The sequence below is a fragment of the Acidobacteriota bacterium genome (genome assembly GCA_012729555.1).
Classification (GTDB): domain Bacteria; phylum Acidobacteriota; class UBA6911; order UBA6911; family UBA6911; genus UBA6911.
In genome coordinates this window covers 1-23,430 of the sequence record JAAYCX010000061.1, presented here as the reverse complement: position 1 = coordinate 23,430, position 23,430 = coordinate 1, and the positions used below count along the sequence as shown (strand labels likewise).

General features: G+C 67.0%; 24 protein-coding genes. 9 read left to right on the top strand and 15 right to left on the bottom strand.

Annotated elements, in window-relative coordinates; all coding sequences use genetic code 11:
* On the bottom strand, positions 1–1,071 hold a 1,071-nt coding region (locus GXY47_12030; GenBank protein NLV31869.1), incomplete at its 3' end, for a methylmalonyl-CoA carboxyltransferase.
* A 191-nt stretch (positions 1,072–1,262) separates the two neighbouring features.
* Here GXY47_12030 and GXY47_12025 point away from each other — a divergent pair.
* Together GXY47_12025 and GXY47_12020 are read left to right on the top strand one after the other, a co-directional pair.
* Entirely contained in the window at positions 1,263–2,276 is a 1,014-nt protein-coding gene (locus tag GXY47_12025; GenBank protein NLV31868.1) for a HEAT repeat domain-containing protein, read from the top strand.
* A gap of 23 nt (positions 2,277–2,299) precedes the next feature.
* Entirely contained in the window at positions 2,300–3,511 is a 1,212-nt protein-coding gene (locus GXY47_12020; GenBank protein NLV31867.1) for an FAD-dependent oxidoreductase, read from the top strand.
* Positions 3,512–3,531: 20 nt separating this feature from the next.
* On the opposite strand, the gene GXY47_12015 is transcribed toward GXY47_12020, so the two are convergent.
* The 3 genes from GXY47_12015 to ltaE form a co-directional block, all read right to left on the bottom strand.
* Positions 3,532–6,171 carry a glucan 1,4-alpha-glucosidase gene (locus GXY47_12015; GenBank protein ID NLV31866.1) on the bottom strand — a complete coding sequence of 880 codons (2,640 nt, stop codon included), beginning with the start codon at positions 6,169–6,171 and terminating at the stop codon, positions 3,532–3,534.
* Between the two features lie 62 nt (positions 6,172–6,233).
* Positions 6,234–7,049, bottom strand: a complete 816-nt coding sequence (locus tag GXY47_12010) for a mechanosensitive ion channel (protein ID NLV31865.1) — start codon at positions 7,047–7,049, stop codon at positions 6,234–6,236.
* Positions 7,050–7,153: 104 nt separating this feature from the next.
* Positions 7,154–8,212, bottom strand: coding sequence for a low-specificity L-threonine aldolase (gene ltaE / locus GXY47_12005; protein NLV31864.1), 1,059 nt, complete (start codon positions 8,210–8,212; stop codon positions 7,154–7,156).
* Between the two features lie 198 nt (positions 8,213–8,410).
* Between ltaE and GXY47_12000 the strand changes: the two genes are divergently transcribed.
* A complete protein-coding gene (locus GXY47_12000) occupies positions 8,411–8,809 on the top strand; it encodes a DUF1232 domain-containing protein (protein ID NLV31863.1) in 399 nt (132 codons plus the stop codon).
* Here the strand turns inward: GXY47_12000 and GXY47_11995 are convergent.
* From GXY47_11995 to GXY47_11985, 3 genes are all read right to left on the bottom strand, one after another.
* Positions 8,806–9,252, bottom strand: a complete 447-nt coding sequence (locus GXY47_11995) for a hypothetical protein (GenBank protein NLV31862.1) — start codon at positions 9,250–9,252, stop codon at positions 8,806–8,808. The two genes, GXY47_12000 and GXY47_11995, sit on opposite strands and share 4 nt — an antisense overlap.
* The gene (locus GXY47_11990) at positions 9,249–9,833 is read right to left on the bottom strand and encodes an RNA polymerase sigma factor (protein NLV31861.1); all 585 of its coding nucleotides are present in this window, start codon (positions 9,831–9,833) and stop codon (positions 9,249–9,251) included. The genes GXY47_11995 and GXY47_11990 overlap by 4 nt, the downstream gene beginning before the upstream one ends.
* Before the next feature lie 75 nt (positions 9,834–9,908).
* A complete protein-coding gene (locus tag GXY47_11985) occupies positions 9,909–10,778 on the bottom strand; it encodes a hypothetical protein (protein ID NLV31860.1) in 870 nt (289 codons plus the stop codon).
* A 282-nt stretch (positions 10,779–11,060) separates the two neighbouring features.
* Here GXY47_11985 and GXY47_11980 point away from each other — a divergent pair, with 282 nt between their 5' ends.
* Positions 11,061–11,699: an RNA polymerase sigma factor gene (locus tag GXY47_11980; GenBank protein NLV31859.1), complete on the top strand. Its 639-nt coding sequence runs from the start codon at positions 11,061–11,063 to the stop codon at positions 11,697–11,699.
* Between the two features lie 21 nt (positions 11,700–11,720).
* Here GXY47_11980 and GXY47_11975 read toward each other — a convergent pair whose 3' ends face one another.
* Both GXY47_11975 and GXY47_11970 read right to left on the bottom strand, forming a co-directional pair.
* Positions 11,721–12,146 carry a hypothetical protein gene (locus tag GXY47_11975; protein ID NLV31858.1) on the bottom strand — a complete coding sequence of 142 codons (426 nt, stop codon included), beginning with the start codon at positions 12,144–12,146 and terminating at the stop codon, positions 11,721–11,723.
* Positions 12,143–12,778 (bottom strand): RNA polymerase sigma factor, encoded by a 636-nt coding sequence (locus GXY47_11970; protein ID NLV31857.1) that lies wholly within the window; start codon positions 12,776–12,778, stop codon positions 12,143–12,145. Before GXY47_11970 ends, GXY47_11975 begins: the two co-directional genes overlap by 4 nt.
* A 250-nt stretch (positions 12,779–13,028) precedes the next feature.
* Here GXY47_11970 and GXY47_11965 point away from each other — a divergent pair, with 250 nt between their 5' ends.
* Genes GXY47_11965 through GXY47_11950 form a run of 4 tightly spaced genes read left to right on the top strand, consistent with a single transcriptional unit; the run spans position 13,029 to position 17,621 of the window.
* Positions 13,029–13,595 (top strand): hypothetical protein, encoded by a 567-nt coding sequence (locus GXY47_11965; protein ID NLV31856.1) that lies wholly within the window; start codon positions 13,029–13,031, stop codon positions 13,593–13,595.
* Positions 13,592–14,140, top strand: a complete 549-nt coding sequence (locus tag GXY47_11960; protein NLV31855.1) for a hypothetical protein — start codon at positions 13,592–13,594, stop codon at positions 14,138–14,140. Before GXY47_11965 ends, GXY47_11960 begins: the two co-directional genes overlap by 4 nt.
* A 59-nt stretch (positions 14,141–14,199) precedes the next feature.
* Complete coding sequence (locus GXY47_11955; GenBank protein ID NLV31854.1) at positions 14,200–15,204, top strand: hypothetical protein; 1,005 nt, start codon at positions 14,200–14,202, stop codon at positions 15,202–15,204.
* 11 nt (positions 15,205–15,215) lie between these two features.
* Positions 15,216–17,621 carry a hypothetical protein gene (locus GXY47_11950; protein NLV31853.1) on the top strand — a complete coding sequence of 802 codons (2,406 nt, stop codon included), beginning with the start codon at positions 15,216–15,218 and terminating at the stop codon, positions 17,619–17,621.
* A 148-nt stretch (positions 17,622–17,769) separates the two neighbouring features.
* Here the strand turns inward: GXY47_11950 and GXY47_11945 are convergent, their stop codons facing one another.
* Both GXY47_11945 and GXY47_11940 read right to left on the bottom strand, forming a co-directional pair.
* Entirely contained in the window at positions 17,770–19,014 is a 1,245-nt protein-coding gene (locus tag GXY47_11945; protein ID NLV31852.1) for a hypothetical protein, read from the bottom strand.
* A 51-nt stretch (positions 19,015–19,065) separates the two neighbouring features.
* Positions 19,066–19,443 (bottom strand): hypothetical protein, encoded by a 378-nt coding sequence (locus GXY47_11940; protein NLV31851.1) that lies wholly within the window; start codon positions 19,441–19,443, stop codon positions 19,066–19,068.
* 186 nt (positions 19,444–19,629) lie between these two features.
* Here GXY47_11940 and GXY47_11935 point away from each other — a divergent pair, with 186 nt between their 5' ends.
* A complete protein-coding gene (locus GXY47_11935) occupies positions 19,630–20,019 on the top strand; it encodes a hypothetical protein (protein NLV31850.1) in 390 nt (129 codons plus the stop codon).
* A gap of 16 nt (positions 20,020–20,035) precedes the next feature.
* Here the strand turns inward: GXY47_11935 and GXY47_11930 are convergent, their stop codons facing one another.
* From GXY47_11930 to GXY47_11915, 4 genes are all read right to left on the bottom strand, one after another.
* Positions 20,036–20,650, bottom strand: coding sequence for a cation transporter (locus tag GXY47_11930; protein ID NLV31849.1), 615 nt, complete (start codon positions 20,648–20,650; stop codon positions 20,036–20,038).
* 17 nt (positions 20,651–20,667) lie between these two features.
* Positions 20,668–22,695: a dihydrofolate reductase gene (locus GXY47_11925; GenBank protein NLV31848.1), complete on the bottom strand. Its 2,028-nt coding sequence runs from the start codon at positions 22,693–22,695 to the stop codon at positions 20,668–20,670.
* Between the two features lie 113 nt (positions 22,696–22,808).
* On the bottom strand, positions 22,809–23,261 hold the full coding sequence (locus GXY47_11920; GenBank protein ID NLV31847.1) for a pyridoxamine 5'-phosphate oxidase family protein: 453 nt from the start codon (positions 23,259–23,261) through the stop codon (positions 22,809–22,811).
* A gap of 24 nt (positions 23,262–23,285) precedes the next feature.
* The coding region (locus GXY47_11915; protein ID NLV31846.1) for a hypothetical protein at positions 23,286–23,430 on the bottom strand (145 nt) is incomplete at its 5' end.

The following is a 23,430-nucleotide window of genomic DNA, read 5'->3' as shown; positions in this document are numbered from 1 at the left end:
GGTCAGGAGCGGGATGTTGAAGGCGTCGCAGAAGCGGATGAAGCGGGCGATCTTGTCGGAGGCGTCGATGTCGAGCACCCCGGCCAGCACCAGCGCCTGGTTGCCGATGATGCCGACGGTCTCCCCGCCGATGCGGCTGAAGCCGGTGATGGCGTTCGGGGCGAACTGCTTCTGCACCTCGAAAAATTCCGAATCGTCGACCAGGGCGCGCACGATGTCGCGGACGTCGAACGGGATCTTGGAATCGCCCGGGATCAGGGTCTCGATCTTGTAGGTCGGCCGGGGCTCCTTCTTTTCGACCTGCGCCGCTTTCCGGCGGTTGCTGTCGGGGAGGTAGCTGACGAGCTTGCGGATCTGTTCGAAGCATTCGTGCTCGCTGCGGGCGAAGAAGTGGGCGTTCCCCGCGGTCTCGACCTGCACCCGGGCGCCGCCGAGTTCCTCCATGGAGATCTCCTCCCCGAGCACCGTCTTGACGACCTCCGGCCCGGTGATGAACATCTTGGAGATCTTGTCGACGACGAAGACGAAGTCGGTCAGGGCGGGGGAGTAGACGGCGCCGCCGGCGCAGGGGCCGAGGATGACCGAGATCTGGGGCACGATGCCCGACGCCAGCGTGTTGCGGTAGAAGATCTCGCCGTAACCGGCCAGGGAATTGACCCCCTCCTGGATGCGGGCGCCGCCCGAATCGTTGATGCCGATGATGGGAACCCCCATCTTCATGGCGTGATCCATCACCTTGGTGATCTTGCGCGCGTGCATGAACCCGAGCGAGCCCCCGGCGACGGTGAAGTCCTGGGCATAGATGCAGACCGGGCGTCCCCCGATGGTGCCCGAACCGGTGATGACGCCGTCGGCCGCGAGTTCCTTTTCGTTCATGCCGAAATCCTGGCAGTTGTGTTCCACGAAAAGGTCGTACTCGTGGAAGGAGCCGTCATCGAGGAGGGCGGCGATGCGCTCGCGCGCCGTCATCTTCCCCCCGGCCTTCTGCTTGATGATCGCCTGGTCCCCCCCTCCCTTGGCCTTGCTCGATTTCTTTCCGAAGAAATCGATGAGTCTCTGCATGAAAGTCATCGTCGTCACCCATGAATGCGTTGGTCGATAAATCCGGCCCGAAGGAATGCCCTGGGAGCGGGCCGGAGGGCAAGACACCATTCTACCTGACGCGGCCCCCATTGACGCAGAACTATGTGGCCGTTAAAGTGTTAAACAATACCCGCAAAAATGGGGAAAATCCAGTGGGTCACCGATTTAAGGGAGGTTTCATGAGTCGTCGAAAATACCGTTCAGGGAGGGGGTTCCGGCCGGGGGCGATCGGTTTCGGGGTGATCTGCCTGGGGCTGGCGCTCCTGCCGGCCTTCCCGGATGAAGCCGGCGGGAAATCGGGGATCGCGGGGATGCTCTCGCAGCTCGAGAGCAGGGATTCCTACGAGAGGCACCGGGCGGTGGTCGGCCTGGGAAAATCGGGGGACCCGGCGGCGGTCGAGCCCCTCATCCGGCTGCTCGGCGATTCCGACTACTTCGTGCGCGCCTTTGCCGCGAGCGCCCTGGCGGACCTGGGAGACGCGGAAGCGGTCGACAGCCTGATCCGGGCGCTCGGGGACGAGAGCGACCGGGTGCGGCGCTCCGCCGCCGAGGCCCTGGGGCGGTTGCGGGATCCGAAGGCCCTGGACCCGCTCGCCGCCCTGCTCGGGGATTCCGACATCTTCGTGCGCCGCACCGCGGCCATGGCGCTGGGAGACCTGGGGCACCCGGATGCGGCCGGGCCCCTGACGGAGGCGCTCGGCGACCGGGACAGCTACGTGCGGAACGGCGCGGCGCTCGCGCTCCGGAACCTGGGAAGCGGGGCGGTCCCGGCGCTGGTCGAGGCGCTCCGGGACTGGAGGGCCGGCCCGGCGGCCGCGGAGGCGCTCGCGGACCTCGGCTGGGAGCCGGTTACGCCCGGGGAGAGGGTGCGCTACAATGTCGCGGTGAGGGACCGGGACGCCGTGCTTCAGAACCGGGAGGAAACCCTGGCCGTCCTCCGCGCCGATGCGCGGGACGGGAGCCGCCGGCAGCTCGAGTGGGCCGTCTGCGCCCTGGTCGGGATCGGGGATGAAGCCGCCATCGGCGAACTCGAGGGCATTCTCCAGGCCAGGGGCGATCCCGGGATCGCGCGGGTGCTCGTGGAGAGCGGGAACGCGCGCCTGGCCTCGGTCGCCCGCAGCTGGGCCGAAGCCGAGGGGGTCGAGATCCCGGTTTCCGGGGAGGGGGCCGCCGTCCGGTGGGGGGGCATGTAGATTACGGGGGTGGTGGGATGAGGGTGCATGACGTGGTGGTCGTCGGTTCGGGAATCAGCGGGCTGAGCTTCGCGCATCGCGCGGCCGGGGCGGGGAAGCGGGTCCTGGTGCTCGAGCGGCGGGAGCGGATCGGCGGCTGTATCCATTCCCGGCGGAGCGACGACGGCTACTGGTACGAGCTGGGCGCGCACACGGTCTACAATTCCTATTCACGGCTGCTCGATATCGCCGTCGCCGCCGGTCTGGCCGACCGGCTGGTGCGGCGCGGGCCGGCGCGCGCCCGTTTCGGGCTGCTGAAGAACGGCCGGGTGGACTGGCTCACCCCCCCCAGGGTGCTCCTCAAGCTCAACTGGCTGGAGGCCGCGCTCTGCGGACCGGTCGGGATCTTCCGGGGGAAGGAAGGGCGCACGGTCGAGGAGTATTACTCCGGCCTGGTCGGGCGGGGCAACTTTCGCCGGGTGCTCTCCCCGTTTTTCGCCGCCGTCCCTTCCCAGCGGGCCGACGCCTTTCCCGTGTCGGGCCCCGGGTCGCTGTTCAAGAAGCGCCCCCGGCGCGAGGAGTTCCCCCGGAGCTTCGGGCTCCCGGGCGGCCTCGGGGAGATCTGCGCCGCCATCGCCGCCCATGAAAAGATCGAAGTCAGGACGGGGGTGGGGGCCGAATCACTCCGTCCCGCGGGCGGCGGTTTCATCCTCCGCACCGACGGCGGGGAGGAGATCGAGACCCGGTTCCCGGTGCTGGCGGCGACGCACCGCGAGGCGGCCCGGCTGGTGCGGGACCTCGCTCCGGAACTTTCCGCCGCGATCGCGGCCGTCGGGCAGGTGGCCGTCGAGAGCTTCGGCGTGCGCGTCCGGCGCGAGCGGTGCTGGATGCCGGAGTGCGCCTTCGTGGTGCCCGTCGAGGACGTTTTCTACTCGGTCGTCACCCGCGATCCCTTCCCCGACCCCGACTGGCGCGCCTTCGCCTTCCACTTCCGGGAAGGCCTCGGGCGGGAGGAGAAGATCGCCCGCATCTCGGACCTGCTGCGGGTTTCCCCCGGGGACCTCGAGGAGCCGGCCGAAGAGCGGACCCTGCTCCCCGCCCCCCGGGTCGGTCATGCCGGGGTCGTGGCCGAGATCGACCGGCGGCTCGAAGGGCTGCGGCTGGGGCTTACGGGCAATTACTTCCAGGGCCTGGCGATCGAGGACTGCATCGCGCGCTCGGAGTCGGAATGGGAGCGGCTCCGGGCGTTGTCCTGATTTTCCCGCACGGAACCTTTCTAAAGTCCCAGCTCGACGGGGCCGCCCGTGACGGTGAAGCGCCCCATGACCACCCCCGTGGTCGCCGCGTCGGCCGTGCCGGAGAACCCCGGCTGCTTCCCCCCGGCGGAGAGATCGAAGACGCCCGGCTCGATCACCCGGCGGGTGTCGTCGGTGATGAGCGACAGGTCCTTCGGGTCGATCGTGAACGTCACCCGCCGCGACGCCCCGGCCCCGAGATGAATGCGGCGGAAGCCCGCCAGTTTCCGGATCGGTACCGGTGCGGACGCCTCCCGATCGGTGACGTAGAGCTGTACCACCTCGTCCCCCGCACGGGTGCCGGTGTTGGTCACCGTGACGGAGACTTCGACCGTGTCCCCGGCCTTGACGGTTCCGGGGACCTTCAGACCGGAGTAGGCGAAGGAGGTGTAGCTGAGGCCGTGGCCGAAGGGGTAGAGGGGGGTTCCGGTGAAGTACTTGTAGGTGCGCCCCTCCATCGAGTAATCCTCGAGCGGCAGCATCCCGTCGAGCGACCGGTAGAAGGTGACGGGAAGCCGCCCGGCCGGGCTATAGTCCCCGAAGAGCACGTCCGCGATGGCGGTGCCGGCCCCCTGGCCCGGGTACCACGCTTCCACGATGGCGGGGATGTGGGCGTCGGCCCAGTTGACGGCCAGGGCGCTGCCGCTCAGCAGCACCAGCACCGTGGGGGTCCCCGTCGCGGCGACCGCCCGCATCAGCTCCTGCTGCACCTTCGGCAGGTCGATCGTCAGGCGGTCCCCTCCCCGGAACCCTTCGACCTGGACCGGCATCTCCTCCCCCTCGAGCCTCGGGGAGAGCCCGAGGAAGAGTAGGGCGACGTCGGCCGAACGGGCCGCGGCGACGGCTTCGGCCTGGAGGTCCCGGCCCCGCATCGACCACTGGAGTTCGATGTTCATCCCGCCGAAGCGATCGGCCGCTTCGACCGTGATCGGGTAGGCCCGGCCCGCCTCGAGCCGGACATACTCGGGGGGAGCGCCCCGGGGCCCGCCGAGCGGCCGGCCGTCGACGAGGAGCCTTCCGAAGGCGCCGGCGGCCCGGAGGGTGTATTCCCCGCTCTCGGGCACCGTGATCCGTCCGCTGAAGCGGACGGCGAAGCGGTCGTCGGTCAGTTCCGGGTAAGGGACGTCGTTGCCCCACCCGGCCCGGATATTGGGAAGATGTTCGGTCCGGACCGGCTTTCCCGTGAAGGCCAGGTTGTCGAAGAACTCGGCGGTGACCCCCGCTTTTCCCGCACCCGTGGTCAGGGCGGAATCGGGCACCGGCTCGAAGGCCACCATCCCCTCGGCGATGTCGCACCCGCGCGCGTAAAGCACCTTCCCCGAACTCCCCAATTTGGCCCGGATCCCCTCGAGGGGAGTGACCGGGCGGGAGGGGGTGCCGTTGTAATTGCCGAGCAGGGTCTCGACGTCGTCGGCGTTCGGCCCGATGACGGCGACGGTACGGAGCCGCCTGGAGAGCGGCAGGACGTTCCGTTCGTTCTTCAGCAGCACGATCGAGCGGCGCGCGGTCTCCTCGGCCAGCCGGGAGTGCTCGGGCGAATCGTTGACGGAGTAGGGGATGCGGGCCCAGCGCACCATCTCCGGGGGATCGAACATCCCCAGCCGCATCCGGGCGGTGAAAAGGCGCTTGACCGAAACGTCCAGATCCCGCTCGGTGAGCAGCCCCTTTTCGATCGCCTCGCCGAGCCCGCGGTAGGCGTTGCCGCAATTGAGGTCGCACCCGCCGAGGATGCCGAGGGCCGCGGCCTCCGCCTCCGTCGCCACGATCCTGTGATTGGCGTATATGTCCCGGATGGCGCCGCAGTCGCTGACGACGTAGCCGTCGAATTTCCAGCGGCCGCGCAGCAGCTCCCCGAGGAGGAAGGTGTGGGCGCTGGCCGACTCGCCGCGGAAGCGGTTATAGGCGCCCATGAAGGAGTAGACCTTCCCCTCGGCGACGCTCGCGTGGAAGTGGGGCAGGTAGGTCTCGTACAGGTCCCGGTCGCTCGCCAGGGCGTCGAAGACGTGGCGCTCCGGTTCCGGGCCGCTGTGCACCGCGAAATGCTTCGAGGTGGCGATCACCTTGAAGTACCGGGGGTCGTCCCCCTGCAGCCCCCGGATGAAGGCGACCCCGAGCCGCCCGGTGAGGTAGGGGTCCTCGCCGTAGGTCTCCATGCCGCGCCCCCAGCGGGGGTCGCGGAAGATGTTGATGTTGGGCGACCAGAAGGTCAGCCCCTGGTAACGCCCGCGCTCGCCCCGGCGCACGGCCTCGTGGTGCTTGGCCCGGGCCTCGTCGCTCGTGGCGGTGGCCACCCGCAGCAGCTGCTCCTCGTCCCACATGGCGGCCAGGCCGATGGCCTGGGGGAAGACGGTGGCGACCCCCGCGCGCGCCACCCCGTGCAGCGCCTCGTTCCACCACTCGTAGGCGGGGACGCCAAGACGGTCGATGGCGGGGGCGTTGTTCATCGTCTGGGAGATCTTCTCCTCGAGCGTCATCCGTCCCACCAGGTCGTCCACCCGGACGTCGACGGGAAGGGAGGGGTCGAGGTACGGCGGGGCCGCGGGCGGATCGGCGAAGCCGACGGTTCCCGCCAGGATGACCATGACAAACAGCGCGCTCTGCAGCGTTCTTGTGACCTTCATCTCTTTCCGCTCCTTGAGGGCCCGGTGCCCCCGCCGGTCCTGCGTGCGGGGGCGCCGGGGATTCAGCTCGCTTTTTCCTGGAACAGGTGGACGTCCTGCTGCGGGAAGGGGATCGAAATGCCTTCCCGGTCGAACGTCAGTTTCACCTTTTCGTTGATGTCGAAATAGACGCTCCAGTAGTCCGCGGTCCGGACCCAGGGGCGGACCGCGAAATTGATGGAGCTGTCCCCCAGTTCCATGACGGCGACGGTCGGCGCCGGGTCGGCCAGGACCCGCCCGTCCTCCCGCAGGATTCCTTCCAGGACCGTCTTGGCCTTTTTGAGGTCGTCGTCGTAGCCGATGCCGAACACCATGTCGATCCTGCGGGTGTCCATGGCGGAGTAGTTGGTAATGTTGTCGGCCGTGATCCTCCCGTTGGGCAGGATCACCTTCTTGTTGTCGGGAGTGGTGAGGACGGTACTGAAGATGTGGATGACGTCCACCGTCCCCGCCGTGCCCCCCGCCTCCACGTAGTCCCCCACCTTGAAGGGCCGGAACAGGACGAGCATGACGCCCGAGGCGAGGTTGGCCAGCGATCCCTGCAGCGCCAGGCCGATGGCGAGCCCGGCGGCGCCGATGACGGCGATGAAGGAAGTGGTCTCGACCCCCAGCGCGCGGATGGCGGCGATGATGACGAAGGTCATGAGCGCGATCCGGGTGAGGCTCACGAGAAACTTGGACAGGGTGGCTTCGACCTTGTGGCGCTCCATCATTCTTCGAACGACACCCGTGACGACGCCGACCAGGATGCGCCCCAGCACCAGGATGGCGACGGCGGCGAGGATCTTGAGCGCCAGGGGCGTTCCGTAGGCGACGAGTTTATCCATGTAGGTTTCCATGTTTCCTCCCATGATGAGACTTTTCCGGTGGACACGGCCGGCTCATGGCGAGCCGTGGCCGAAAGGGTCCGATAGGGGCCAGCATAACGGAAAAACGCGGAATTTCAAACCTCCGCCGGCCGGGAACGGGGAGAGCGGGCGCGGCAGGCGGCCGCCGCGTCGGCCGCGGCCGCGACGACGGCGTCGATGTCGGCGGCGTCGATCCCGTAGTGGGTGACGGCCCGGACCGCCCCGGGGTGGTCGCCGACGAGGACGCCGCGGGCGGCCATGAAGGGCCCCCACCGCCCCAGGAGCGCTTCATCCAGGGTGAAGAAAACCATGTTGGTCCGCGCCCCCCCTTCCTCCACGGTGATGCCGGGGACGCGGCCGAACCCGGCGGCGAGGCGGTCGGCGTTGCGGTGGTCCTCCGGGAGCCGTTCGACCATCTCCTCGAGCGCCACGATTCCCGCCGCCGCCAGGACCCCCGCCTGGCGCATCCCCCCTCCCAGCATCTTGCGCCAGCGCCGGGCCTGCCGGATGAAGTCCCCCGACCCGCAGAGGACCGAGCCCACCGGGGCGGCCAGCCCCTTGGAGAGGCAGACCGATACGGAGTCGAAGGGACGGGCGATCTCCCGGGCGTGGACATTGAGCGCGGCGGCGGCGTTGAAGATGCGGGCCCCGTCCAGGTGGAGGCGCAATCCGCGCTCGCGGGCGAATTCCCCGACGGCGTCGAGGTAGGGGAGGGGGAGCACCTTCCCCGCCATGGTATTTTCGAGGCAGAGGAGGCGGGTCCGGGCGAAGTGCAGGTCGTCCGGCTTCACGGCGGCAGCCACCTTTTCCAGGTCGAGGGTCCCGTCCGGCTCGAAGTCGAGGGGCTGGGGCTGTATCCCCCCGAGCACCGCGGCGCCCCCCGCCTCGTAGCGGTAGGTGTGGGCCCACTGCCCGGCGATGTATTCGTCCCCCCGCCGGCAGTGGGTCAGCAGGGCGACGAGGTTGCTCTGGGTGCCGCTCGATACGAACAGGGCCCCTTCGGTGCCGAGCCTCGCGGCCGCCAGCGCCTCGAGGCGGTTGACAGTGGGGTCCTCGCCGTAGACGTCGTCCCCCACTTCGGCCGCGGCCATGGCTTTACGCATCGCGGGGGTGGGGAGGGTCACGGTATCGCTGCGCAGGTCGATGGTTTTCATAGTCCATCCTTATAGCGCAGATCGGGCCGACACCCCAAAGCAATTCTGGTCGGCGGCTGTGCTCATACAAAAAAAGCTTATATGAAGAGTAAATAGGGCCTGATGCCTGAGGTAACGCATCAGGTCGCGGTCCTTCACCCCCGTGACGGCGTTTGGCAAACGGAGGGTATGACGGTATCCTGTTGCTGGAGGAGGATCATGAACCTGGTTCCGTTGGGAAGGGCGGTGGGAAAGGCGCTGGCCTCTTCGTGGCTGAGGGAGGTGCTCCTCTGCCTGCCCCGCATCGCGCTCCTGGTCCCGAAGCTCATGGTGGACGAACGCGTCCCGCAGAGGACCAGGCTCGCCCTGGCGGCCCTGGCCGCCTACCTGGTCTCCCCCTGGGACATCATCGCCGATTTCATCCCCGGGATCGGCCAGCTCGACGACGCCGTGGTGATCCTTCTCTTCCTCGACGGGGTGCTCAACCAGGTCGACGATGCCGTACTCCTCGAACACTGGACCGGGGAGGAACGGACCCTGCGGCGGTTGCAGGCGCTGGCCGGCATCGTCTCGCACTGGACCCCGGAACGGGTCAAGGCCTTCCTCTTCCGGACCTAGCCCCTCCGCCCGGAGAGATAGAACGTCAGGCCGCCGACGCACAAAACCAGCCCCAGTCCGGCGAGGATCGCGATCCCCGCGAACGTACCGCACAGCTCCACGATCGTGGCCCGTTGCCCGACCCCCAGGGCGGCGGCGAGCGCCAGGGCGGCGGCGAGCGCCAGCCCCTCCGCCCAGGCCAGCGGCCGTGCCGCGCGCTCGGCCTCGGCGGCGCGGCGGAGCAACTGCCCCCTCCACCAGAGATGCCCGGCCGAAACCGGCGGGATCCGGCCCATGTCCATCGTCCGCGCCCCCGAGAGCGCCTCCACCGCCAGGAGCGTCCCGGCGCACCGGCCGCACCTTTCGGCATGCCGTCTGAGCGCGGGCCCCGCGTCGTGGGGCCAGCGGTGCTCAAGGAGCAGCCGGGCTACTTTTCTTTCCTGCGGGCAGAAGGGGAGCCTCATCTCCGTACCTCCCTTATCATCATCTCTCGGCGCAGCGCCCGGGCGAGCTTGTGGCGCGAGCGGTAGAGGGCCAACCGGATGCGGGCCGTCCCGAAACCCGTGACCGCCGCGATCTCCCGGTGCGACATCCCCTCGGCGTGGGCGAGCCAGAGGAGTTGGCGCTCCACGGGCCTGAGCGAGAGCAGGGCGGCGCCGAGGTTCCCGTAATCCGGATTCTCGACGGGCGGAGGGTCGACGGCGGGGAGCGCCCGTTCCGGCACCTCCCCGAGCGGTCTCCCCACAGGACGGCGCCAATGGTCGCGCAGGAGGTTGGTGGCGATCCGGAACAGGTAGCGGCGGCAGGCGTCCTCCCCCTGGTCCCAGGGGGCACGGGCCGAGAGCAAGCGCAGGTAGCTCTCCTGGACCAGGTCCTCGGCCAGGGAGGGGTTGCCCGACACCCGTCGGACGTAAGCGGACAGCTGCCGCACCGTCCGCTGGTAAAAGGGGGTGAAGCCCTCTTCCGTCATCGGCACTCGCGCCGCTTCCTTTTCCTCGGCGGCAAGGGGGTCGGCCAGGATCGATTCCGTGGATCGGCTGTTCATGGGCGATTTCCAATGACGGTGCGTGCAGTGTACGCCCTTTTCCCTTTTCATGAAAGTCCGGCGCCTCTCCGGTCGTCAGTCTGCATCCGCCTCACCCGGTCTCAGCGCCAGCCGTCGGAAGAGAATGAAGGAAATCCCGGCGGAAAGCATGAGGCCGATCCCGAGCATCAGGGCCAGGGTGCCGACCAGGAGCAGCGCCTGCGGGTCTCCGAGATAGCGCCGGACGAAGAGGATCCCCGCGCCGCAGAGGGTCGAGACGAGGCCCAGCTGCAGGGGCGCCAGGATGCGGGCGGCGGCCCCCCCGGTGATGCCGGGCTGCGCCAGGGCCGCGCTGACGGGGGCGAGCTCCATGAATTTCCTGCCGGCGTCGCTCGACAGGTAATGGAACAGCTCCTCGTTGCCGCTGAGCTTGTCCAGGAGCTTGGTATGGATTTCGGTCTGCACCCTGAAGACGCGGTTCCAGCGCCGGTTCTGCATGAGGAGACGCAGGAGCCAGAGGATGGCGCCGATGATGGCCAGGAGTACGAAGGCAACCATGGTGTCGCCGTTCGACCCCCCGCCTCTTTCGGGCCACACGGCGCGCTGGAAGAGGAAGGGGACGTTGCCCCCCGAGTTCCCCGGAAGGTGGGCGAACAGATAAAACTCGGGGTTGCGTGCGATCTCCGGGTGGCTTCCGATGAAGGCGGCCAGCCCCGGGTTGTGCCGGTTCACGTAATCGGGATAACCGAGGAGCGACGGGTCGGTCGAAAGCGCCATCGTGAGCCTCGGGCTCATGCGCAGGAACCCGAAGAGTTCCTCTCGCACCGATTTCAGTTCCACATCGCTTGCGGGGGCCGACGGGCCGGCGGCCGTCTCTCCCGAGGGGACCGGCGCCGGCTGCGCCCGGAGCGAGCCCGGGATGGAAAAGGCGAAAAGGCAAAGAAAGGCTGCGGTGATCTTTTTCATGGTTTCTCCTCCAGCCGGTACAACGGACGGGAGGAGAAACGGTTATCATTTATTTTGCGGATACCGTAGAGGGGTACCATTTTACAATTATTTGCTTTTGTATGAAATTGCGGACCGTGCCCCAGTGTATACTATAGGATAATTGATTATAATTGGCGTTGGGTGCGCTGGCGGTCACCCCCCCGACGGATCGGGGACGGCGTCACGCCGGAAAGCGGCCTTCGGGACCTTCAAATGATTTGCCATCGAAACCGCCGGAAGATTCGTGGAGATGCTGCCCGGTTGGAGGCGGAATCGCTGGAGCTCTGCAGGCGGCATCTCGATGCGCTCCTCCGCTATGCGACCGCCCTGACCGCCCGGACTTCGGCAATCGAGGATGCCGTCGAGCATGCCTTCGTGAGCCATTTCGCGGCCCGGATGCGGGGCCGGGAAGTGGGCGACGCGCGGATCTGGCTGACCCGCGCGGTGCGAAAACATATCCTTTCCCTGGTGGGCGCCAGGGAGGACCCCGGCGACCTCCCGCCGGACGCGCAACCGGAAAGCGGATCGACCGATACCCGCCATCGGCTGTTCCGCCGGACCCTGGCTTCGCTCCCGCGGTGTCAGCGCGAATGCGTACGGCTTCGAATCGAGGGATACGCCTGTACCGAAATCGCCTCCATCCTGCGCATCCGCAAGGGGAAGGTAGGGGCGCTGATCTTTCGGGGATTCCGGCATTTCCACGAAAGCGGGGTACTGGCGCCGATGCCGCCTACATGGAGGGGGGGCTTCAGGGATACCTTCCTCCTGATCGCCCACCTCCGCTACCTCTGGGAGGAATCACGGTACAGGAAAAGGGTCCAGAAGCGTGTCTACGCCTACCTGCTTCTCCTGGGGCTGGCGACCGCGGCGGCGGCGGTGGCCGCCGTCCTGATGCAGTAGAAAGGTCCACGCATCAGCCTGTCAGGCCTTGGCCCTCCTCCTTCCCGTCACGGCGCGGAAAACAGACGCGCAGGGGGAGTCGGCCTTCGGCCCAAAGCCCGCGGACTTCTCCGCCCGGCGGGGAGTCGGCTCCGCCGGGTCTCCGGTTCGCTCTTCGGCGGGATTTTGTTCGTTCCAGTCCCTGATGGAGGCCTGGATCCGTTCCATCAGGTCCTGTTCGGAAACCAGCGGATGGGGCTGGAAGCGGGAAGCCATCGCCTCCAATTCCTTCCATTCCCGGTGCATGCGTTCCACCCGGTCACGGCAGCGGGGACAGCGTTCCAGGTGCTCTTCGATGCAGGCCCGGCGCCGGGCGGGGATCTCGTCGCCGTCCAGACGGAGCAACAGGCCGTCGCTGAAATGACCGCAGCGGTGAGAAGTGGCTTTCTGGATCAGGCGCAGAATCATTCCCTCTTCCCCTTGATACTGCCCGAGTGGATTTTCTTGAGCCCGCGGGCGGCGAGGGCTCCAACGGTGCCTATCCGGATCTTCAGTATCTCCGCGATTTCCGCGTAGGTGAAGCCTTCCAGCCGGAGCTGTACGCATTCGCGCTCGCGGGGGGAGAGCATGGACAAGGCGAGGCTGAAGACCTCGCTGCGTTCGTACTGGGCCTCGAGGTCCTGGCCGGCGTCCACGACCAGTGCGGCGTCCTCGAGATCGGCCTTCCAGGCGAGGAGCGTCTTCCGGTTGCAGTCCAGCAGATAGTTTCTCAGGACACGGAAGAGCCAGGCCCGGGGATTGTTGATGCGCTGTCCCCCCGTCCTGGCGACGAAATAGCGCAGGAACGCTTCTTGGAGGCCGTCCTGCACCACCGCCGGTTCCCTGGCCAAGGTGGCGGCATATCGGGAGAGCGAGGGAGCGTTGGTGCGGAACAGCTCCGTGACCTCGGCTTCCATGTTTTCGCGCGAGATCGCGTCGCTCCGGGTCCGCCCGGGAGCAGGGGCGCGGGACAGGTCCCGATCGGCACGGCGCGGATCCCTGCCCTCGAGCCCGAAGCCGAGGAGGATGTCGCCTAGCACGTCTTCGTTCGATGTCTTCATGATACCGGCACAACCCGAAATCGGCGAACAGTCCCAATTATCATACCCGAAACCGGGGGCGAGTGAATATGAAATTGCATGTAAATAAAAACGCGACTCCCGCGTCATACAGTCAAATGGGGTCCGCGCTTCCCGCGCGGCCCCTCCCACCCGATAGTCGAAAAAAAATCCTAAAGATCTCACGCTGATGGACGAAAAGGCCAAGCAGGGGCTTTAGGGGCAAAATGCAGACAGGGAAAGGAGGACGCCCATGAAACCGGTGAGCCGTCCCTCGGCCGCAGCGGGATTCAGCCTTGTGGAGGTGATTCTGGGGCTTATGCTGGCGGGCATCCTGGCCGGGTTCGGCCTTCTCGGCATGAACGCGATTCTGCCCGGAATGCGGGCCGACGAGGGGATGAACCAGGTGATGGCCCAGTTGCGCAAGGGGCGGAGTACAGCGATGAGCCAGCGGCGGACCGTGGAGGTGCGCTTTCAGGGCGCGTATGCCGTGCAACTGGTGCGTCATGACTGGCCTCCCCCGGCCGTCAGCGGGCTGGGTACCGTCAGGCTCGGAAACAACTGCCGGTTCCTGCAGCTCGAAGGTGTGCCGGACACTCCGGACGGATTCGGGAACCGGGCGGCCGTCGATTTCGGCGGCGCCTCGTCCCTGTTTTTCCTGGCCGATGGAACGCTCGCCGACGGGAGCGGAGACCCGGTCAACGGCACCGTTTTCATCGCCGTCCCCGGCCGGGTGGACTCGATACGCGCCGTGACCGTCCTGGGCGCCTCCGGGCGCATCCGGAGCTACCGGTGGACGGGAAAGGAATGGATCCCATGAAAGGGGAGAGAATGCGGGGCCATGGAGGAGTGCGGGACGCGGCGGGATTTTCGCTCCTGGAGGCGCTGCTGGCCATGATCATCCTGGGGGGCGGCTTGCTGGCCCTGGCGATGGGCCTGGCCCAGGGGCTCTCGATCGTATCCGCCTCTCCCTATCATCAGATCGCCAGGGAAAAGGCGTCCGAGGCGATGGAAAGCGTGTTCACCTCGCGGGACGCGCGCAAGATAGCGAGCTGGGACATGGTCCAGAACCGGAGCCGGGGGGGCGTCTTCCTCGACGGGCCGCAGCCGATGCGGACCCAGGGGGCGGACGGGCTGGTCAATACCTTGGACGACGGCGGGATCGAAACGCACGCGCTCCCGGGACCGGACAACATCATAGGAACGGCCGACGACGTGACCGCGCCGCTCACCGGCTTCACCCGGGAGATCGAAATCACCCGCCTCAGTCCCAACCTGCGCCGGATACGCGTCATCGTCCGGTACAGCATCGGGGGCCGGGACCGGCGGTACCAGATCGTTGCCTGCATCTCCCCGTTCGCCTGACCGGGGGCGTTCGGGGGCTCGATTCCCGGACCGGAGGCGGCGGGATCAGGGAGGGACCTATGCGACGGGAAGAGGGATTCAGCCTGACGGAAATGCTGCTCGCGATCTGCATCACGCTTCTCGTGCTCGCGGGGACGCTGGGGGCGTTCAACGATTCGCTGCGGCTCCACGAGAAAGCCGTGGAGGTGAGCGAACTGGACCACAACCTGCGCACGGGAATGCAGCTATTGGTGGAGGACTTTATCGGTGCCGGGTGGGGCATCCCCGTCGGGGGCGTTCCCGTTCCTTCGGGGGAGGACGCCGAGCCGATCACCCGTCCCGGGCCCCGGGACGGTGAGCTCGAGTTCGCCTCGGAGACGATTGCAGCGGTCAATCCAGGACCCGCCCTGGGCCCGGTTGTGTGCGGGGGGGCCACGGACATTGTCAACATCCTGTATGCGGACGGCTCGATCGCCCTGGACACCCACCGACTGGTGGAGATCGGGGAGAACGGTTCAAGCGTCACCGTCGATTCCCGCACCCCGATCTCGGGCCCGCGCCCGGTACGCAGCGGCGATCTGATCTGCCTGAGCAACGCCCTCGGGTCCGCCCTTCAATACGTCACGCGGGTTTCGGGACAGAAGATCCTGTTCGACGCCGACGATCCCATGCGCCTCAACCAGCCCGGGGTGCCGGGATCGGTGACGCGGCTGATGGACGAGGAGGGTCATTTTCCGCCGACTTCGGCCAGGCGGATCCACCTCATCACCTACTACCTGGAACCCTCCCCCCTGGACCCCGGCCTTACGCGGCTGATGCGCCGGATCAACGACCGGCCCGCAACGGCCGTTGCGGAGGTGCTGGAGAACCTGCAGTTCAGCTACGATCTCGTGGACGGCGCGCTCAATCCCACCGACATCAAGATTCCCCTGGCCCCCAACAGCCCCGCCCAGATCCGGAAAGTCAACCTCCTGCTGGCCGGGCGAACCGGCAGGGTCATGAGGGAAACGGGCGCCTACGTGCGCCGCACCCTGACGACGCAGGTCAGCCTGCGCAGTCTCTCTTATATCGACCGATACCGGTAACGAGGTACACGATGAATCCAAGGAATGAAGGCGGAATCGCTTTGATCACCACCCTGCTCGTTCTGGTCCTTCTAGGGGCGCTGCTCGAGGCCTTTGTCCTGTCGGTCAACTCGAACCAGGAGCAGATCGGGATGGACCGGGCGAGGAACCAGGCGTTCTATGGGGCCTTGGCGGGCCTCGAGAAACTCACGGCCGATCTGGGCACCCTTTTCGAGACCGACTACGCCCCGTCAGTCACCGAGATCGACGGCCTGGAGGAGGCCTCCCCATCGCTCCCCGGGATCGCCTATGTCGCGCCGGGAGGCGGGCCAGGATACCAGATCAGCTATCCCCTGGATGCCAACGGCAATCCAAGGGCGGAAACGCGCACGGTCCCCTCCGGCCCCTACGAGGGACTCCTCGGACTCATCACCCCCTATACAATGACGGTCACGGCGCGAACCCCCGGACAGTCGGAGGTGCAGATAGAGCGCAGCCTGCAGACCGTGGCGGTCCCCGTTTTTCAGTTCGGCGTTTTTTCCGACACCGACCTCAGCTTCCATGCGGGACCCTCCTTCGATTTCGGCGGGCGGGTGCATACCAATGGACACCTGTACCTGGCTCAGCGTGGCGGCAACACCCTGTACCTTCGGGACAAGGTCACCGCGTTCGGCGAAGTCATCCGGACCCACATGATCAACGGCGAATCCACGGCCTCCACCTACAACGGTCCCGTCAGCGTCGCATCCTCTTCCGGAACCTCCCATAACCTCGGGCGCAACGAGGGGAGCCTGGTTGGCCAGGTCGGGTCCGCCGAGAATGAACCCCTCTGGACGAACCTCTCGGTCGGTCGTTACGGGGGCAGCCTGCGGAACTGGCGCACCGGCGCCCGGCGGATGGACCTGCCCCTGGTGAGCATGGGTGCCGCCCCCATCGATATCATCCGGAGGCCCCTCCCGGGCGAGGACAGCACCAGCCCGGAGGTGTTCGCGCAGAGGTATTTCTCGATGGCCAGCCTGCGCATCCTCCTGTCCGACACCGAATCCGACCTCGGGGGGCTGCCGTCGGCGACGGCGCCGGCGCCGCAGCGGATGGACACGCAGGCGCCCGACGGCACCCGGTACGCCTCGGCGGGGACCTGGAGCGAGGGGTTCCGCTCCCAGGCGGGCACGCCGCTGATCGGCGGCTTCATCAAGGTCGAGATGCAGGACCGAAACCGCGCCTGGAACGACGTGACCGAGGAGATCCTGTCCCTCGGAATCGCGGGGAGGAACCTCGGCGGGTATGTCTCCTGCGGGGACCATCCGAATGCCGTGATCCGCCTGCAGCGCTTCAAGGATGACGCCTCCAGCTGCAAGAACGACAGCGCGGGGAATTTCTGGCCCAATGTCCTGTACGACACGCGCGAAGGCAACCCGCGCGACAACGTGTCCACGAACGAGAGTGCGGCCTTCCTGGGCGGGGTGATGCATTACGTGGAGCTGGACGTCGGCAACCTGGCACGCTGGTTTCGGGGCGAAATCGGCGGCAGCGGCACCGGGGCTATCGACGAGACGGGGTACGTGGTCTACTTCTCGGACCGGCGGACCAACCGTGACCCCTCGGGCCGGGAGACGGCGGAGTACGGGTTCGAGGATTTCGTGAATTCCGGGAACGCCGCGACCGGTTCCCCCGACGGCCGCCTGGAGGAGGCCGAGGATGTCAACGGGAACGGTCTCCTGGAGGATTATGGCAGGATTCCGCGGCTGCCGCCGGGGAGCGCGGCGCCCCTGGACGGGACGGCGCGCCCCTGGACCAAGGTCAGCGCCTCGATCGCGCGCCGCAACCGGCCGCTCTTCTTCCGGCGCGCCCTGAAGCTCGTGAACGGGGCCTCCATCAACCTCGGCACCAACACCGAGGGGATCCCGCATGGCCTGACCGTCGCCTCGGAAAACGCGGTCTACATTCAGGGGCACTACAACGCCAACGGGAGCTTCGGGGCCCCGCACGTGGCCTCGGCCGTCATCGCCGACGCCGTCACCTTCCTCTCCCGGAACTGGAACGACAGGGATTCGTTTCTCTACCCCCACAAGCCTTCGGGGCGAAGGGCGACCGACACCTTCTACCGGACGGCCCTGATCTCGGGAAAGGGCAGGGCGTTTGACCGCCCCTCCGGACAGCCCGATGATTTCGGGACCGACGGCGGGGTGCACAATTTCATCCGTTTTCTCGAGGATTGGACCGACCGCGACCTGAACTACCGGGGTTCCCTCATCAGCCTGTTCCATAACCGCCAGGCGGTGGGCACCTACAAGTGCTGCACGAACGTCTATTCCCCCCCGACGCGGGGATACAAATTCGACGTGGAGTTCCTCGAGCCGAGCCTGCTCCCCCCCCGCACGCCGATGTTCCGGGATGTCAATATCACCGGCTTCAGGCGAATCAAGGTGCCGCAGTGAGCCGAAATCGACGTTACAGGAGGGCGGGTGTAAAGAAAAGGAGGCCGGCGGAGATCTATAGTATGGTTGTTTTCCTTTGGTGCGGGCGCGCGGGAACGGCCTTGGATGACGGCCGTTCCCGCGTTCCCTTCGCGGCGGTTGGGGTTCTCTAGCGCCAGTCGTCGATCCGGACCGACTGAGCCGGCACCATCCCACCCATGCTGAAGTAGTTGTTGTTCGACCCGCCGGTGACGATGACGGTGAACGTCCCGCCCGACTTGCGGACGCCGAGGTTGATCTCGGGACCCGCGGGGGCGCGCTTGGCGCCGGGAGCCTGGCCCGTGACCCACTCGGTGAACTTCTCCACCGTGTCGTAGCCGGCGTCCCGGATGAAGTTGGCGATCGGGGGGCTCAGGACCGCGCAGGTGCCGAAGAGGTGCCCGTCCTGGGTGCCGTAGATCTCCTTGATGATCCCGGGGTAGTCCATGTTCGGGCCCCAGACGGTGGCGGCCCAGTTCTTGGCGGAGAGAATGCCCCATCCCATGAAGAGGGTGACGACGTTCTCCCCCTTCTTGAACCCGCGCCTCACCGACAGCGGCTGGAAGGGGGAGCGCTCCTCGTTCTCCGCCATGATGATGCCGATCAGGTTCATCGGGTTGCCGATCGTGCCCATGTAGGTCGTCCCGACCTTGCCGCAGTTGCCGCCGTTGATCGACAGCAGGCTCCAGGCCCGGCCGATCGTGGTGTTGGCCCGGGCGAAGGGCCCCACGGCCCCCTCCTCGTAATTGAGCCCGATCTCGTCGCGGATCGGCCCGTTGATGACGGCCCCCGCCATGAAGCCGTTGTCGGAGACGTTGACCGCCGTCATGCCGGTGGAGCCGAGCGCCAGGATGACGGGGAAGTACTCGGGGTCCGCCCCCGCCATGACGGCGTTGATGGCGGCCGTCTTCACGGTGTAGGTCCAGCTCTCCCCGGCTTCGGAACCCGGGTTCATCCTGCCGAGCGCGTCGTCGGGCCGGCGGCTGGTGAACTTCAGCATCTCGGCCACCCTTTCCTCCGTGGGGAGGACCACCGGGAGAAAGTCGGTGTAGCGCTTTTCCAGGAACAGCCTGTGGAGTTCGTCGGGGGTGCCGGTGTAGGTTTCCGGTCCCGCGTCCCGCCGAAGCTCGCCCGTCTTCTGTTCCCCGGCGGCCAGGGGGCGGGTCAGCAGTTCGACCAGTTCGCGCATCACCGGTTTGCCGGTGACGGGGTTGTTCCCCTCGATGACCTGCTTCTGGAGCTGCGCGGGGGTTTTCCCCCATACCGGTCCGCGGAAGAACTGCATGCGCAGGCCGGGCATCCCGAGGTTCGAGGCCACCTCCCTTTCCTGCGGCTCGAAGTCATCGAGGATGAGGGGCACGGCGGGTTTTTTCATTTTGGATTCGATGTCGATGGCGAGGCGGACCGCCCCCGGGGCGCAGAGGCTTCAATGCCCCAGGCCCACGATCGCGGCGTCCCCCTCCCTGGTGATTTCGTCCCACAGGGCCGGGCTCAGGGCGGACACCCCTGCGCCGCTCTCCTTGTACACGATCCGGGTCCCGGGATAGTTGGCCTTGAACCAGTCGGACATGACGGCCATGAGCCGGTCGCCGCCGATGAAGCCGGTGTTGACGAAATAGAGGGTCTTGCCTTCCAGGGTGTCCAGGCGCGGCGCCTGGGGCCGCAGCGTGACCGGCGGCGGCGTACCCATGGGGTTGTATACCGTGATGGTTTCCGCGGCGGCCGGCCCGGCGGCAAGGGTCGGGCGGCCGGCCGGGGACAGGGCGCAGAAAAGACCGAGGCACAAAATTACGATTCCCGTCATACGCAGTCTCATGCGTGATTCCTCCGGATACCTGAGATGACCTTCCGGAATTACGTCCCAAAAAGAGGGCGTTTTCAACCGAAAAGTGTCCGGCGGAAAGGAGTGCGGCGCGAATTTTTCCGGTTCGCGGCGCCCCGGATGGGGTAGAATCATGCAAAATCCAAACCGCACAAGGAGGAAATTTTCATGAAGGGCAGAATTTTAATGATCGCCGTTGCCGTAACGATGATGCTTTCCGCGGCCTGGGCCGCCGATGTGACGGGGAAATGGGTGGCGAGCGCGCCGGGGGGCCAGGGGCAGGGGGAGAGCACCATCACCCTTGTCTTCCAGGCGGCGGGGGAGACACTGACGGGCACGCTCGACAACTCGGCGATGCCGGGAGCCGTCGCCATCGAGGAGGGGAAGATCGACGGCGACACCCTCTCCTTTTCCCTGAAGCGCGTGATCGGGGAGCAGACCATGAAGGTCGTCTGGAAAGGGAAGGTCGCGGGGGACGAAATCCGCTTCACGCGCGGCATCGAGGGGGGCATGGGGGGCCCGGGCGGCGACGAGATCATCGCCAAAAGGGCGAAATAGGGCCGGCCGGGCCGGTTCATTCGGAGCGCAGCTCCCTGCGGGCGCCGCCGATCACCCGCAGCGATGACCTGACCAGAAGCAGTGCCAGGCCGAGCGCCACCGCGGTGTCGGGCCACGCGCTGCCGGTGAGCCAGATGCCCCCGGAGGCGGCGAAGACCGAGAGGTTCGAGGCGATGTCGTTCCGGGAGCATTCCCAGACCGAGCTCATGTTGATGTCCTCGCGGCGGTGGCGCCAAAGCAGGTAAAGACAGACGGAGTTGGCCAGCAGGCCCGCGAGGCTGAAAACCCCCATGACCTCGAAGACGGGGGTCAGGGGAACGAAGAGGGACCAGGCGACCCTCGCGATGACGGCGAGGGCCGCGACGAGGATCAGTGCGCCCTTGAAGAGCGCGACCCTGGCCTTGACGCGCGCGCCGCGCGCGACGGCCCAAAGGCTGAGGGCGTAGGTCAGCGCGTCCCCGAGGTTGTCGAGGCTGTCGGCCAGCAGCGCCGAGGAGCGGCCGTAGAGCGCGGCGGCGGCGATCACCACGAACATGACGGCGTTGATGCCGAGCACGGCGCGCAGCGTCCCCCGCTGGCGCGCCACGAGCGCGTCGACCGCGGAGGCGTCCTCACACGAGCACTCAGCCATGGCGGTCCTCCGGCGGCCTATTTCAGGAAGGAGTAGTCCCGGCCGTAGCGCAGCATCTGCTCGACGTAACCCTCGGTGAGGTCCACCTCGACGTCCACGACGCGCCCCTCCTGGACGACGGGGCGGTAGACCGGGTTGACGAAGCCGCCGTAAGGGGCTATCCGGAGCCGGGCGAACCGGTCGAGCACCTCCCGGTGGAGTTCGCGGTCGATGCGCACGCCGTAGGTTTCGACCAGGTCCCGGGCCCCCCCGTAATCCCCCTCGCTCGTGATCCGCTGGACCTCGCCGAGGAGCCGGCCGTAGAGCGCCCGCAGCTTTTCGTAATCGTTGATGACGAAATAGGTCTTTCCCTCACGCGTCACGCGCGAGATGACGTTCTCCGGCTTCCCGTGTTCGTAGACCCAGTGGGCGATCAGGGCCCGGGCCCGCATGTGGGCCTGCTCGATCTCCTTCCCGAGCTCGACCCGCGTGAGCTGGGTCTGGAGGCCGTTGCGGATCTCGCCGTCGTATTCGGCCCTGGCCGCCTCGAGGTCGGGTAGAAGGCCCAGTTCGACCATCCTGGGGTCCATGATGTAGTAGAGGGAGAAGAGGTCCGCCCGCGCCTCCTCGACCGGGGAGCTGTAGTTTTTGAGCGCATCGTCGCTCACGCCGGCCAGGAGCTGTCCCGAACCGTGCCCGAGGACCTCGTGCAGGTCGGTGGCGATGTTCGAGGCGAGCGAGCCGTATTTGCGCGCCCGCTCGAAGACCTCGTCGCTCGGGGCGAATTCCCGCGCGAAGGGGGACTTGAGCGAGGCCTGGTCGTAGGCGTAGGTGATGTTGGCGATCGTCACGCTCTTGCTGCCGTGGTTTTTGCGGATCCAGTTGGCGTTGGGGAGGTTGATGCCGATGGGGGTCGAGGGGTAGCAGTCGCCGCCCAGCATCGCCGCGGTGATGACCTTGGCCGTCACCCCCTTCACCTCCTTTTTTCGGAACCGGGGGTCGACGGGGGAGCGGTCCTCGAACCACTGGGCGTTGGCGGTGAGGATCTCCGACCGCCTCGTCGCCTCCAGGTCCTTGAAGTTGACGAGCGCTTCCCAGCTCCCCTTCATCCCCAGGGGGTCGTTGTAGACCTCGATGAAGCCGTTGACGAAATCGACCCGGGAGGCGGTGTCGGTGACCCAGAGGACGTTGTAGACGTCGAATTTTTCCAGGTCCCCGGTGCGGTAATAGTCGACGAGGGCCTCGATCACCCGGCGCTGGTGGTCGTTTTCGGCCACGGCGGCCGCCTTCTCGAGCCAGAACACGATCTTCTCGATGGCCGGCCCGTAGAGGCCGCCGACCCGGGCCACCTCCTCGACCACCTTCCCGCCCTTCCTGACCACGCGCGTGTTCAGCCCGTGGGAGACCGGGGTCTCGTCGGACCGGTCGACGGCGCGGGCGTAGTAACGCTCGACCTCGGCCTGGGTGACCCCCTCGTAGAAATTGACGGCCGAGCGGGCCACCAGGTCCTGGTCGGGGTCCTGGATGAACTTCTTCGGCGCCACGGCCGGGTCGAAGAGGATGGGGGTGAGGAAGGCGACCAGGTCGTCCGGCGTCTGTCCCGCGGCCAGGGGGAACTCCGCCCCCCGCGATCCCTCGACCAGGGACTTGAAGTAGGCGGCGTCGAAGCCGGGGGTGAACTTGTCGTTCGAATAGTGGTGGTGGATCCCGTTCGAGAACCAGACCCGCTTGGTGTAAGTCATGAACTCGTCCCAGCGCGGATCGTCGCGGTCTCCGGCGTATCCCGCCACGACGGCGTCCAGGGTGCGGCGCACCAGGAGGTTGTGCCGGTAGTTCTGGTCGAATAGGATGTCGCGTCCGCAGAGCGCCGCCTCCCCGAGGTAGTAGACCAGTTCCTTCTGCCGCGGGGTGAGCCGGTCGAACCCGGGGACCTGGTAGCGCATGATCTTCAGGTCGGCGAACTGGTCGATCTGCCACTGGAACTCCCCGGCGGCGTCCGGTTCGGGCGCCTTCTTCCTGCAGCCGGAGCCGGACAGAAGGAGAGCGAGGCAGGCAATGGCGGCCATCATCGTCACTTTCTTTGCGTTCATGGGGCGGGTCCTCCCGGGCGCGAAGGTGCGCCCGGCCATGATACCCGAAGGGCGCCTCCAGCGTCCATCGGGATGTCGGACACCCGGAGCTATCGGGCTTTGCCGCTGAGGGCCAGGATGCGCACCCGCAGGATCAGGGTGCGGGCGAGCACGCTCTCCGAAAAATCGATCATATCGCTGCCATACTGGCGCATGATGCAGGCGAGCGCGGCTTTTCGGGCTTCGGCGTCCTCCACGATCTCGGCCCTGCCCGAGCCGACGACGCTCTCGTATCTCGACCCCCAGTCGCACGCGTGCTCCCCTGGAACGATCCCGTGGAGGATGTCGAACTCGAACGCGACGCGGTCGTTGCGTCGGAGGATGTCGATCTTCTTTCCTTCGAGCGCCGCGTGGAAATAGAGGCAGCGACCGTCGTAGCCGAAATGGAGGGGGATGACGTAAGGCTGTCCATCGTCGCAAAGGGCCAGACGGCAGACGCGGCAACGGGCGATGATGCCGTCGATCGTCTTCCTGTCCGTGATTTCGCGCTCGTCTCTTCTCATCGGGCCCCCTCGCGCGCCGCGGCGTCAGATCCTGCGCAAAACGCGCGCGGGAAGGGTGATGACGGCGCGGACCAGTTCGAGCACCCCGCCGACGGCGACGCCCAGGACCCGGAAGGGGAGCAGCACCAGCCAGACAACGGGGTAGAGGACCAGGGCCAGGAGGGCCAGC

Excerpts from the sequence above, each read along its gene's own strand:
- GXY47_12025 (NLV31868.1), top strand. The coding sequence starts at position 1,263 with ATGAGTCGTCGAAAATACCGTTCAGGGAGGGGGTTCCGGCCGGGGGCG.
- GXY47_12015 (NLV31866.1), bottom strand. The coding sequence starts at position 6,171 with ATGAAGGTCACAAGAACGCTGCAGAGCGCGCTGTTTGTCATGGTCATC.
- GXY47_12010 (NLV31865.1), bottom strand. The coding sequence starts at position 7,049 with ATGGAAACCTACATGGATAAACTCGTCGCCTACGGAACGCCCCTGGCG.
- ltaE (NLV31864.1), bottom strand. The coding sequence starts at position 8,212 with ATGAAAACCATCGACCTGCGCAGCGATACCGTGACCCTCCCCACCCCC.
- GXY47_12000 (NLV31863.1), top strand. The coding sequence starts at position 8,411 with ATGAACCTGGTTCCGTTGGGAAGGGCGGTGGGAAAGGCGCTGGCCTCT.
- GXY47_11995 (NLV31862.1), bottom strand. The coding sequence starts at position 9,252 with ATGAGGCTCCCCTTCTGCCCGCAGGAAAGAAAAGTAGCCCGGCTGCTC.
- GXY47_11990 (NLV31861.1), bottom strand. The coding sequence starts at position 9,833 with ATGAACAGCCGATCCACGGAATCGATCCTGGCCGACCCCCTTGCCGCC.
- GXY47_11985 (NLV31860.1), bottom strand. The coding sequence starts at position 10,778 with ATGAAAAAGATCACCGCAGCCTTTCTTTGCCTTTTCGCCTTTTCCATC.
- GXY47_11975 (NLV31858.1), bottom strand. The coding sequence starts at position 12,146 with ATGATTCTGCGCCTGATCCAGAAAGCCACTTCTCACCGCTGCGGTCAT.
- GXY47_11970 (NLV31857.1), bottom strand. The coding sequence starts at position 12,778 with ATGAAGACATCGAACGAAGACGTGCTAGGCGACATCCTCCTCGGCTTC.
- GXY47_11965 (NLV31856.1), top strand. The coding sequence starts at position 13,029 with ATGAAACCGGTGAGCCGTCCCTCGGCCGCAGCGGGATTCAGCCTTGTG.
- GXY47_11960 (NLV31855.1), top strand. The coding sequence starts at position 13,592 with ATGAAAGGGGAGAGAATGCGGGGCCATGGAGGAGTGCGGGACGCGGCG.
- GXY47_11955 (NLV31854.1), top strand. The coding sequence starts at position 14,200 with ATGCGACGGGAAGAGGGATTCAGCCTGACGGAAATGCTGCTCGCGATC.
- GXY47_11950 (NLV31853.1), top strand. The coding sequence starts at position 15,216 with ATGAATCCAAGGAATGAAGGCGGAATCGCTTTGATCACCACCCTGCTC.
- GXY47_11945 (NLV31852.1), bottom strand. The coding sequence starts at position 19,014 with ATGAAAAAACCCGCCGTGCCCCTCATCCTCGATGACTTCGAGCCGCAG.
- GXY47_11940 (NLV31851.1), bottom strand. The coding sequence starts at position 19,443 with ATGACGGGAATCGTAATTTTGTGCCTCGGTCTTTTCTGCGCCCTGTCC.
- GXY47_11935 (NLV31850.1), top strand. The coding sequence starts at position 19,630 with ATGAAGGGCAGAATTTTAATGATCGCCGTTGCCGTAACGATGATGCTT.
- GXY47_11930 (NLV31849.1), bottom strand. The coding sequence starts at position 20,650 with ATGGCTGAGTGCTCGTGTGAGGACGCCTCCGCGGTCGACGCGCTCGTG.
- GXY47_11925 (NLV31848.1), bottom strand. The coding sequence starts at position 22,695 with ATGGCCGCCATTGCCTGCCTCGCTCTCCTTCTGTCCGGCTCCGGCTGC.
- GXY47_11920 (NLV31847.1), bottom strand. The coding sequence starts at position 23,261 with ATGAGAAGAGACGAGCGCGAAATCACGGACAGGAAGACGATCGACGGC.